12 protein-coding genes are annotated in these 11,021 nt (G+C 64.6%); 6 read left to right on the top strand and 6 right to left on the bottom strand.

The window, feature by feature from the left end:
• Positions 1–2: 2 nt before the first annotated feature.
• Positions 3–1,214 carry an MFS transporter gene (locus AB4118_RS09020; RefSeq protein WP_441489408.1) on the bottom strand — a complete coding sequence of 404 codons (1,212 nt, stop codon included), beginning with the start codon at positions 1,212–1,214 and terminating at the stop codon, positions 3–5.
• A gap of 122 nt (positions 1,215–1,336) precedes the next feature.
• Between AB4118_RS09020 and AB4118_RS09015 the strand changes: the two genes are divergently transcribed.
• The 4 genes from AB4118_RS09015 to AB4118_RS09000 all read left to right on the top strand — a co-directional run bounded on the left by AB4118_RS09015 (position 1,337) and on the right by AB4118_RS09000 (position 4,951).
• Complete coding sequence (locus tag AB4118_RS09015; protein WP_441489407.1) at positions 1,337–1,693, top strand: ArsR/SmtB family transcription factor; 357 nt, start codon at positions 1,337–1,339, stop codon at positions 1,691–1,693.
• Positions 1,694–1,784: 91 nt separating this feature from the next.
• Positions 1,785–2,999 (top strand): zinc metallochaperone GTPase ZigA, encoded by a 1,215-nt coding sequence (zigA, locus tag AB4118_RS09010; RefSeq protein WP_441489406.1) that lies wholly within the window; start codon positions 1,785–1,787, stop codon positions 2,997–2,999.
• Positions 3,000–3,053: 54 nt separating this feature from the next.
• Entirely contained in the window at positions 3,054–4,355 is a 1,302-nt protein-coding gene (locus AB4118_RS09005) for a hypothetical protein (protein WP_441489405.1), read from the top strand.
• 188 nt (positions 4,356–4,543) lie between these two features.
• On the top strand, positions 4,544–4,951 hold the full coding sequence (locus tag AB4118_RS09000) for a GtrA family protein (RefSeq protein WP_441489404.1): 408 nt from the start codon (positions 4,544–4,546) through the stop codon (positions 4,949–4,951).
• Positions 4,952–5,059: 108 nt separating this feature from the next.
• Here AB4118_RS09000 and AB4118_RS08995 read toward each other — a convergent pair whose 3' ends face one another.
• Complete coding sequence (locus tag AB4118_RS08995; RefSeq protein WP_441489403.1) at positions 5,060–5,752, bottom strand: methyltransferase domain-containing protein; 693 nt, start codon at positions 5,750–5,752, stop codon at positions 5,060–5,062.
• Positions 5,753–5,948: 196 nt separating this feature from the next.
• On the opposite strand from AB4118_RS08995, the gene AB4118_RS08990 reads away from it, so the two are divergent.
• Positions 5,949–7,205, top strand: coding sequence for a class I SAM-dependent methyltransferase (locus tag AB4118_RS08990; RefSeq protein WP_441489402.1), 1,257 nt, complete (start codon positions 5,949–5,951; stop codon positions 7,203–7,205).
• 145 nt (positions 7,206–7,350) lie between these two features.
• On the opposite strand, the gene AB4118_RS08985 is transcribed toward AB4118_RS08990, so the two are convergent.
• Positions 7,351–7,848, bottom strand: a complete 498-nt coding sequence (locus AB4118_RS08985) for a GNAT family N-acetyltransferase (protein ID WP_441489401.1) — start codon at positions 7,846–7,848, stop codon at positions 7,351–7,353.
• Positions 7,849–7,983: 135 nt separating this feature from the next.
• Entirely contained in the window at positions 7,984–8,877 is an 894-nt protein-coding gene (locus tag AB4118_RS08980; protein WP_441489400.1) for a DMT family transporter, read from the bottom strand.
• A gap of 88 nt (positions 8,878–8,965) precedes the next feature.
• Here AB4118_RS08980 and AB4118_RS08975 point away from each other — a divergent pair, with 88 nt between their 5' ends.
• Positions 8,966–9,898 (top strand): LysR family transcriptional regulator, encoded by a 933-nt coding sequence (locus AB4118_RS08975; RefSeq protein ID WP_441489399.1) that lies wholly within the window; start codon positions 8,966–8,968, stop codon positions 9,896–9,898.
• Between the two features lie 149 nt (positions 9,899–10,047).
• On the opposite strand, the gene AB4118_RS08970 is transcribed toward AB4118_RS08975, so the two are convergent.
• Both AB4118_RS08970 and AB4118_RS08965 read right to left on the bottom strand, forming a co-directional pair.
• Positions 10,048–10,365, bottom strand: coding sequence for a hypothetical protein (locus tag AB4118_RS08970; RefSeq protein ID WP_441489398.1), 318 nt, complete (start codon positions 10,363–10,365; stop codon positions 10,048–10,050).
• 218 nt (positions 10,366–10,583) lie between these two features.
• The gene (locus AB4118_RS08965) at positions 10,584–11,009 is read right to left on the bottom strand and encodes a group III truncated hemoglobin (protein WP_441489397.1); all 426 of its coding nucleotides are present in this window, start codon (positions 11,007–11,009) and stop codon (positions 10,584–10,586) included.
• Between the last annotated feature and the right edge of the window lie 12 nt (positions 11,010–11,021).

Below are 11,021 nucleotides of genomic sequence, written 5' to 3'. Positions count from 1 at the left end.
CTTCAACGCACAGACGTCGCCACAGGGGCCCTGCCGATTTCCAGTTCGCGACGCGCGGTCCGGCGTCGCCGGATGGAGATCCAAAGCAGGGTAAGTGCACCGATCTCGCACATCGCGCCGACGAAACCGAGTTGCCATGAGGCGCCGTGGCGCAGGGTCTGCTGGCCCAATGCCGAGCCGGCGGCGATGCCTATATAGAGCGCCGATGCATTGAGCGAGAGCGCGACGACGGTCGCGTCGGGCGCCATCGCGGCGAGCCTCGACATCTGCGAGGGGTGCCCGGCCCAGCCGGCCATGCTCCATACGAAGAGGATCGCCGGAGCGACGAAGACGGCCGCCGCGGGGGGCAGCGTGATCGCCATGAGCGAGGCGGAGGCGAGCGCCAATGCGAGCACCGTGAGGACGAGGGTGAGGGTGCGCTCCGGGCCGAAGCGGTCGCTCGCCATTCCACCAGCCTGGTTGCCGATAGCCGAACCGATGCCGGAGACGATCAGAGCGGCGCTGAGCCAGGGGCCGCTGATGCCGGCATGGGTCGCGAGGAAGGGCGCGACATAGGTGTAGAGCGTGAAGGCGCCGGTGGTCCAAAGCGCGGTGGTGCCGAGCGCCAGCAGCACATCGGCGCGGCGAGCAACCTGCAGGCGCTCGCCGAGCGAATTGGTGCCGCGCGGCAGGTCGTCCGGCAGGTTCAGGAGCAGCCCGGCGACGCCAAGGGCGCCAATGAACGCGACCAGGAGGAAGGCGAGATGCCAGCCGCCATAGGAGGTGATGGCGGTGCCGAGCGGGACGCCGAGAATCAGCGAAACCGTCATGCCGCCGGTGACCAGCGCGATAGCCCGACCGCGCCGCTCCGGTGAGACCAGCGCGACCGCGACCGCGTTGGCCGACGGCATGAAGACGCCGGCCGCGAGCGCCATGGCGATGCGCGCGACCATCAGCCAGGCGAAGCTCGTCGCGAAAGCGGCAAGCAGATTGGCAAGGGCGAAGACGCTGAGCGAGCCGGCGAGGACCATCCGGCGGTCGACGTCGCCCAGCAGGGTGGAAAGGACCGGTGAGCCTAACGCATAGGCGACGGCGAAGATCGAGATCAGCAAGCCGGCCGTATCGATCGAGGTGCCGAAGGCGGCCGCCAGATTCGGCAAGATGCCAGTGATCATCAGGCTTCCCGTGCCGATGACGAAGGCGCCGCCGGCGAGCCAGACGAGACGCGTGTCCATTGGACATTCCTTCAAAATTTCAATGATCGTTGAATTTAAGATCCTGTTCGATCTGCCGTCAATCTTAATTTCAATGAACGTTGAATATTGTCAGGAGTGCCGCAATCTCCTATGTCCGGGGTATGAAGCCGATCTTTCATCCCGACATGGACGGCATTGACGCGGCGACGGTTTTTGGCGCGCTCGCCGATCCGACGCGGCTCGCCATCGTCCTGGCGCTGGCCGATTCCGAGGAGTTCGAGGCGCGCTGCGGAAGTTTTACGGATTTCGCCTCCCCCTCGCTGCTGGCCTATCATTTCGCCAAGCTTCGCGAGGCGGGCATCACCCGGGCGCGGGCGGAGGGCACGTCCCGCTTCATCAGCCTGCGACGCGGAGAACTCGACGGCCGCTTCCCCGGGCTGCTCGACAGCATCATTGCGACGGCGCGGCGCGATCCGTCTCTTCCCCGGTTTTCCGAAGACAGGCTGCTCGCTCGGTAGGGGGACATCACTCCATCTCGGTTGAAACCGGCTTGCCAATGTTTCGCATCGCTGTTTATGTTATGTTGTAACATAACATAATGGATGCCGAATGGATTCCCGCCTTCCAGTCACCGTGCTCTCCGGCTTTCTCGGGGCCGGCAAGACCACGCTCCTCAATCACGTCCTCAGCAATCGCGAAGGCCGCAAGGTTGCGGTCATCGTCAATGACATGAGCGAGGTGAATATCGACGCCGATCTGGTGCGGGAGGGCGGGGGCAAGCTCTCGCGCACCGACGAGAAGCTGGTCGAGATGAGCAATGGCTGCATCTGCTGCACCTTGCGTGATGACCTGCTCGCCGAAGTGCGTCGCCTCGCCGGGGAAGGGCGCTTCGACTACCTGCTGATCGAAGGCACCGGCATTGCCGAGCCCTTGCCGATCGCCGCGACCTTCGCCTTTCGCGAGGAGGATGGCGCCAGCCTCTCCGATCTCGCGCGACTCGATACGATGGTGACCGTCGTCGATGCCATCAACCTGATGAAGGATTATGGCTCGCGCGATTTCCTGCGCGAGCGCGGCGAGACGGCGGGCGAGGACGACGAGCGCACCCTGGTCGATCTCCTGGTCGAGCAGATCGAGTTCGCCGATGTCGTCGTCCTGAACAAGGTGTCGGATGTCGCGCCGGAAGAGCGCGATCTGGTGCGCAAGATCATCCGGGCGCTCAATCCCGATGCAAAGCTGGTCGAAACCGATTTCGGGCGTGCTCCGCTCGCAGCGATCCTCGATACGGGCCTGTTCGACCATGAGAAGGCGGAGCAGCATCCGCTCTGGTACAAGGAGCTCCATGGCCACCGGGATCATGTTCCGGAAACCGAGGAGTATGGCATCTCCTCCTTCGTCTACCGCGCCCGGCGGCCATTCCATCCGGAGCGGTTCAACGCCTTCCTGGCGCGCGACTGGGACGGCCTGATCCGTGCCAAGGGCCATTTCTGGCTGGCGACCCGGGCGGAATGGGTCGGCGAGATGAGCCTTGCTGGCAGCGTCTGCCGAACCGAGGCGATGGGGTTCTGGTGGGCGTCCGTGCCGCGCAGCCGCTGGCCCGACCATCCCGAATGGAACGCAATCCTGAACCGATACTGGCATTCGGTCTGGGGCGACCGGCGGCAGGAGCTGGTCTTCATTGGCTCGGGCATGGACCAGCAGGCCATCACCAGCGCGCTCGACGCCTGCCTGCTCGGCGAGACGCCGACCATCAGCTTCAAACCGGAACGCTACCGCGACCTGCCTGACCCATTTCCGGTCTGGCGCCGGGCCGCTGCGGCCTGAGAGATCCGGTCCGCATACCGGCGGACCTTTGCCCTTCGTTCACAGGAGACAACGATGCGTTTTCAGTTCGCAGCGGGAGCTGCGCTTACCCTTGTTCTCGCCGCAGCTGCGGCCTCTGCCCATGATCACGCCACCTTGCGTGGCCGGCTCGTCTTTGCAGATCACGAGAAGCCGGTCGTGCGCGTGCTCGACCTCGACTCCGGCGAGGTGACCCATAGCTTCGATGTGCCGAAACCCAACCCGTCCTTCGCCAGCGCCGAGGGCGGCCGTTTCATCGTCATCAAGACAGGCGACGAGGTTGGCACCATCCGCTTCCTCGATAGCGGACTGCGCTATGAATCTCATGGCGATCACGTCGATGTCGACAAGGGGCCGGTCAGGCTGCTCGACTTCGCCGTGAAGGGCGACCGCCCGGCCCATGTCGTTTCCAGGCATGGGCAGATTGCGCTGTTCTTCGACGGAGACAGGCCCTGGGAGCGCAAGAGCGAGCCGAAGGCGGTGCTGGTCGATCTCAAGAGCCTGGATGGCAAGTCTCCCGTCAGCAAGATATGGCCAAGCCCGGCGCCGCAGCACGGCATTGCCATTCCGCTCGGGCGCCGGCAGTGGCTGATGTCGGTGCCGAATGCGATCTACGCCAAGGGCGAGGACCGCAGCGCCTCGTCTCGGCCGGACGGCTTTGAAATCCTCGAGCGCGGCAAGGGCTGGAAGCGGGTCGCAAGCTTCAACGATCCTGCACGCACTGACGCCTCCTGCAAGCTCTTCCACGGTTATGCCGAGAGCAAGGGGCGCCACGTCTTCGGCTGCAATGACGGGGTGGATGGCGGCGTTCTCGTCCTCGCCCGGGATACGTCCGGGCGCTGGACTGCGCGCAAGATCGCCTATCCCGACGAGCGGCGCGTCAGTGCCATCAAGGCGCGCACGGGCGCGCGCTATGCCGTCGCCAATTACGGGCTGAAGGGGCCATACAATGCGCTTCTGCGGATCGACCCTGCCGCAACCTTGCTCTCGGTCGCGGATGTCCTGCCGGTGCCAGGCGGTCAGCCAGCCTGCCAGTTCGATCTCGACGCCGGTGGCGACCGCCTGGCGAACCTCACACCGGACGGCAAGCTCCGCGTCTATGAAATCGCGCCGGCCTGGCGAGAACTCGCCAGCTTCGACGCGGTACCCGCCTTCGATTGCCAGTACGGCGCGAAATCGCCGACGCCGAGCCTGGGCATCGTCGGGAACAGCGCCTTCGTCAGCGATCCCACGAGCGGTCGTATCAGGGAGTTTCATTTGGATACGCTGAAGCAGGGGCTCGACATGCCGGTCGGCGGGATGCCCGCCAATCTCGCCGGCGGTGGCGATGCCGGCTGAAGGGCTGCGCGGAGCGTTCCGGTCGGAATTCCGGAAGCCATCACGGCACACCGCGATCTGATGACTTCCGGACCTGCGCCGCCTCGCGCCTTGCCTGGGCTGCCTTGATTGAGTGTGCCATGCGGGGCTTGCGCGGGCCTTCACGCGAGCCGGTACTGGCCAGCAGGAAAATGCTGTAGAGGGCGGGGATGCCTCTCTCTCGTCTTCCCCGTCAGTCGCGCCAGATCGTGGCCTATGTTTTCTCCGGTGGCGTGACGGCGGTGGCGCATTATGCGCTGCTGATCGGACTGGTCGAGCTTGGCGGGGTCGCCCCGGTGCCGGCTACGCTTGCCGGTTTCACGCTCGGCGCGGTCGTGTCCTATACGCTGAATCGCTGGCTGACCTTTGACGCTACGCATAGCCACGCCCAAGCGACCTGGCGCTTTGCGCTGATCGCAGCGGGCGGCTTCGTGCTGACCGGCATCCTGATGCATCTCTTCGTGACGCGGGCCGGTCTGCCCTATCTGCCGATGCAGATCGTCACGACGCTGCTCGTGATGGTGTTCTCCTTCCTCGGCCATAAATTCTTCTCCTTCGCAGATCGCGAAGGCGTCTAAAGCATCGGCTCGAAATGTGGATTGCGGTTTTCGGGAAGGCCGATGCAAACACAAAGGGTTAGATCATCTGTCCGGATACGATTTCCGGACCGAGGATCTAGTGGCGGCTTAGCCCGGATTGCGGGCGCGGAAGGTCATGCGGTGCGGGTTGTGGCCGAAGTTCGGCTGGCGCTCGATCTCGTCGAACCCGCCCTCTCGGATCAAAGTGACGATGGCGGTATCGCTATAGGTCGAGAGCCCGTACTCGGCGCGCAGCTTCCGGTAGTCGGAGAACGCGGTGCGTACGAGCCCGCCGAGCGCGGCAATCAGGAAGCCGCCGCGCCAGGCGAAGGAGAGCAGTTGCGTGGCGTCGGTCAGCGCGCTGACATCGGGTGGAATGACGTCGGCGATGACGAGATGTCCGCCGGGCTTCAGCTTGCGCCGCCAGAGCAGGAGCAACTGCGCCAGCTCCTCGCGGCCGAGATACTGGATCAGCGAGTTGGCGACGACGAGATCGAGCGCGCCGTCGTCCAGTGCCTCGACCTCCTCCGGCGAGACGACGGTGATCGCCGGGATCGCGCCAAAGGTCGCGCGCAGCTTTTCACGCACGCTCGGGGCCGCCTCGCAGAGATAGAGCCTGGCGCAGGCTGCGGCGACGCGATCGGCGGCGAGGGCTTCGCCACAACCGTGATCCAGTACGACCGCCTCGGGCGCGGGGATATGGCGAATCAGGTCGGTGGCGATCTGGCGGTAGTGCAGCAGCTTGTGACGGGGCGAGACATAGATCGCGTGCTCGCTGTTCCAGAAATCGCGCCAGGACATCGTCTCGCCGTCATCCGCTCAGTGACGGACACACGCGCGCCCGTTTCGGCCTCAGGACTACGCTGTCGCCGCGGGTATCGGCAACCGCCGATATGGAGTTCGCGCAACACCTCGCCAGTTCCGCGTCCTTCTGCCGGCTTGGCATTTCCCTGCGCCGACCGCTCGGCTTAAGGTCGTGCAAGGCTGGGAGGCTTGCATGCTGCTGTTGCCGCGACTTCTGAAACGCTTCGTCAGGCAAGGGCGCCTGACGGTGATCACCCCGGACAACAAGCGCCATGTCTTCGGGCCGGGCCCAGGGGCGATCCTGTTCGCCGGTCAGAACAAGACGGCGCCGGCTGTCACCGTGCGCTTCTCGGACGACAAGATCGAGCGGGAGATCTTTCTGAATCCCGAACTGGCCCTGGCCGAAGGCTACATGGACGGGCGGGTGAATTTCGAGGACGGCTCGACGATCCATGACCTGCTCAGCCTGTTTTGGCTGCAGCGCAAGGAGATGCGCAAGCATCCGCTGCAAAAGGCGATCCGCAACATCCGCTTTCGCATCCGGCGCTTCCGCATGCACAACCCGCTCGGCGTGGCCGGCAAGAAGGTCAAGCACCACTACGATATCCCGACCGATTTCTACCGGCTCTGGCTCGACGAGACGATGACCTATTCCTGTGCCTATTGGCATAGTCCGGAGGTCGGGCTCGAAGCCGCGCAGAAGGCAAAACTCCGCCATATCGCGGCCAAGCTGAAGGTCGAACCCGGCATGACGGTTCTGGATATCGGTTCGGGCTGGGGCGAGCTCGCGATCTATCTCGCCAAGGCCTGTGGAGCCAAGGTGACCGGGCTGAATGTCTCGCCCGACCAGATGGCGGCGGCGCAGAAGCGGGCCGAAGCGGCCGGGGTCGGCGGCAGCGTCACTTTCATCAACAAGGACTATCGCGAACTGACCGGCAGCTTCGACCGCGTCGTCTCGGTCGGCATGATGGAGCATGTCGGCGTTGCGCATTATCTCGAATATTTCGAGAAGATCCGCGATCTGCTGACGCCGGACGGGATTGCGTTGGTGCACTGCATCGGCCGGGTCGGCCCTCCGGGCTTCACCGGACCGTTCTTCGACAAATACATCTTCCCGGGCGGGTACGCCCCGGCGATGTCGGAGGTATTCGCCGCGGTCGAGCAGACAGGGCTCTGGTCGTCGGACTGCGAGTTCTGGCGCCGGCATTACCACTGGACGCTGGCTGCCTGGCGACAGCGGTTTCTCGCCAAGCGCGAGGAGGTCGTCGGTATGATGGGCGAGCGTTTCGCGCGGATGTGGGAGTTCTACCTCTCGGCCTGCGAGATCTCGTTCGATATCGGGGGGGACATGGTTTTCCAGCTCCTGCTAGGGCCGCACAAGAGCGCTGTGCCGGTAATCCGCGACTACATCACCGAGAACGAGAAGGCTTTGGAGGCGCAGGGTTTCTGAGGCGGGCGACATGCCGTTCCGTAGGGCCTCGGATACGGGTTGGAACATCTCCGCCGGCGCTCAGGCATGGATCCCGGCTCTTCCCAACGGGCTGGCCGCGGTGAGTTCGCATCGTGCCTCGGCCGGCGCTCGTTGGGCTAGCGCCTCAAGCGTCGGTGGCTTGCGTGAAATCCAGCGCCAGAAGCGCTTCGTCATAGAACTGGCCGTTGACGTACAACGCCTTGGACTCGATGCCATAGGGGGCAAAGCCAAGCCGGGCGTAGAGCGAGTGCGCGGCACGGTTCGTCGTCACGACACAAGCTTGGAGCACCAGGACGTGGCGGGCGGCGTGTCCGATGACGGCATCGACGAGGGCGCGGCCGACGCCGTCCCCGCGCCAGCCGGCCACGACATAGACGCCCCAGAGCACGCCCTTGTGGCGCGACTTGGCGGAGGTCGTTGCACGGAAGCCAGCGATCCCGATCAGGTCACCGCTGTCGGAGAAGGCCCCGAAGACCCTGTTGGGTTCCTCGGCCGAGAGGCGCGAGCGGAAGAAGCTGTCCGGTTGGGCGGCCTCTTCGGAGTGGCTCGCGCCGAAGGCTTCCGGCGTGTCGGAAAGCGCAACCAAGCGCAGCGCGCGGAATGCGACCCAGTCTTCCCCCACCAATGCTCGTACGCGAACGCCAGCGGCCGACGGAGATGATTGAACGATACCGGGCTGATCACTGGTCATACGCATCCTCGCGGGGCAGGCGAGGAACAGTATCGCAGCGGGCGCCCGTGGGGGAAGCTGGTGCTCTCAGCGCTTCAGATTGACAATCACGACACCGCCCAGCGCCATGACCCCACCGAGGATGCCGAGCGCGGTCGGAGCCTCGCCGAGCCAGAGAAAGCCCATCAAGGTCGCGACCGGTGGCACGCAATACATGAAGTTGGAGGCGCGGCCCGCAGGCAGCCGCGCGAGCATCATCGTCCAGGTCGCATAGGCGAGCAGGCTTGGCACAATCCCGAGATAGACGACGGCAAAGAGAGCTTCGCTCGACGCAGAGGCCGACTGGCTGACGGCATGAGGCAGGAACGGGGAGAGGGCCAGTGCACCCACGACCATGTTCCAGGCCGAGACGGTGAGCGCCTTGTGCCGGGCGAAAAGCGGCTTCTGGACGATGGCGGTGACCGATTGGCAGAGTGCAGCGCCAAGGATGAAGAGGACGCCGGTGCTGAGCTCGATGCCCTGGCCTTCGCCCAATGCGATCAGGCCAATGCCGGCGAAGGAGATCGCGGTGCCGAGCCAGGCGAGCGGCCCGAAGCGTTCGCCGAGGATCAGCATCGCCAATCCGGCGGTGATGATCGGATTGACGTTGATGATGAAGCTCGCGGCGCCGGCAGATACGGTCTTCTCGCCGAAATTCAGCAGGGTCGTGTAGAGCGCGACATGAACCAACCCACCAAGAAGGAAGCGCCAGCCATCGGACCAGCCGGGCAGGGCAGGGCGCATAATGGCGAGAAAGATGGCGCTCGGGAAGGCCGCGATCGCGAAACGAGCGGCGCCGAGCTCGATCGGCCCTAACGCCGTCAGCCCGGCCCGGATCGCGGGAAAGGCGGAAGCCCAGGCGATCACGGTAAAGGCGACGACGGCGACGGTGGCCGGATCGAGGCTGCGCGGCGTGGAGACGGCTGGGTTGAGCGAGTTCATGTCGAGCCTCGGTGGTCAGGGGTCGACACGTGATAGATACCCGGGCGAGCTGATTGACAAACGAGTAATTCAAGCATGATCTGTGAGCATGGATCACAGCTCCGGATTGCCTCCGCTCGACACTCTGCGTGCCTTCGAGGCGGCGGCCCGCTCGGGAAGCTTCTCGGCGGCGGCCGAGACGCTCAACCTGACCCACGGCGCGATCAGTCGGCAGGTGGCCAAGCTCGAGCATTGGCTCGGTACACGGCTCTTCGCCCGCCAGGCGCGAGGCGTCGCGCTGACGCCAGAGGGCCAGCGATTGATGCAGCGCACGCAGGAGGCCTTCGCGCTGATCGCGGACACATCGGATCGCTGGACCGAGCCGCGCGGTGCCGCGGTCGTGCGCTTCAGCGCGATTCCTTCGGTGTGCAGCCTGTGGCTGATGCCCCGCATGAAATGGCTCGAGAGCGGCGATCCCGATCTGCGCATCGTGCTTCAGGTCGACCATCGCCGGGTCGATCTGGAGAGTGAGGGCATCGACCTCGCCATTCGCTGTGGACGCGGCGGGGCGCCGGGGCGGGTCTCGGTCCAGCTTTTCGAGGAATGGTGTTTTCCAATCGCTTCGCCGGAGCTTGTGCGGAGCATCGGTGCCGGCAAGGCCGCGCGGCTGCTCGACCAGCCGCTGATCCATGATTCCGATGCATCCGGCTGGCGGGCCTGGTTTGCGGCGCAGGGGCTGGATTACCGACCCCGTCCGCAGGATCGACGTTTCGAGGATTACAATCTCGTGCTCGATGCCGCCGCCTGCGGGCTGGGTGTGGCGCTTGCCCGTCCACCGCTGGCGCAGGCGCAGATCGAGGTAGGGCGCGTGGTGGCTGTTGATCCACGCACTGCGCTCAATCCGGTTTCCTACTGGCTCGACCGTCCGATCGGGCAGCCACGCCCCGCAGCCGCTGCACTGGCGACGCGGATCGCGCAAGAAGCGGGCTTGTCTGCGGCACGGCTGACTGCCTTCTTGAAAACGGAAGCAAAGGCAGCTTAGCGCGCCCGGCGTGACGCATCTGTATGCTGCGAAGGCGGTCGCGGGCATCCCAACGATGGGCCATTCCGCGGAAGGGGCGAGATCCGGTCTCGACCCATGCCTGCTTCGGCAGATCTACCCCTTGATGCGGGATCGAATCCGAACTCGGTTCAGTTGGCGATCTTGCGATCGACCAATTGGTAGAAGTCATCCTTGGCGGGATCCGCAGCCAGTTCCGTGGCCAATGGGTCGGAAGGGACGCGCAGGCCGCCCAGATTGACATGAAATGCGCGGGCGAACCTCTCATCTGAAAAACAGATCCGGATCGCCCCGTTGTCGCGCGGCACCGAGACGGCACGATAGGGAATTTCCCACTGGCTGAGCCACGCATCCATGGCATGGAGCCTGGACAGGAAATCGTCGCCCTCAACAGCGATCAGCACTTGATGTGCCCATGATCGCGTGCGTTCGCTTCCTCTACGTTCCATCGCAATGCTCCGGATCGTTCTCTCACGACAGCAGTTGGGAGCTTTTCAGCCGTGAGTTGTGTTGGATAGTAGGATATTGAGATAGGAGCAATGCAAAAAGAGCAAGTTGCTATTTGAACTGGGCGCATTTCCGCCGCGATGTCGTAAGGGAAAACCGCGACGTCGACTGAGAGCGCATAGGCGGATCGGCTCGCAGCAAGCCTCTCCGCCCTCGGTGATCACCTCGCGCTATGGCGTGGTATTCCGACTTCGCCGCGCTGCGACGCCCGCGCCATTTCGAAGCTATCGGCGATCCGGCGTGCCCGTATGATGAAGGCCTGGGCGATGGCAGGCGGACAGAGTTCCTGCGCTGTCGCCTCGAAAAGTTCGAGCCAGCGGTCGAAATGCCTGCCTTCCAGCGGCAGGATCAGGTGCGGTCGCATCGGCCGGCCGCCATAACGACCGGTGCGCAGCATCACGCTGCTCCAGAATTCGCTGATCTTGCCGATATGGTCATCCCAATCATCGACGGCGGCCTCGAAGACCGGTCCGATCACGTCGTCCAGCCGCGCCCGACTGTAGAATGTGCGGACGAGCAAGCCGATTGTCGCCTCGTCGAGGTCGGGATGGGCGATGGCCGGATCGGCAAGCGGATTTTCGGTCATTGTCTTCCTGCG

This window comes from Allobosea sp. 2RAB26, assembly GCF_052115465.1.
Classification (GTDB): Bacteria; Pseudomonadota; Alphaproteobacteria; order Rhizobiales; family Beijerinckiaceae; genus Allobosea.
This window is presented reverse-complemented; position numbering and strand designations above follow the sequence as displayed.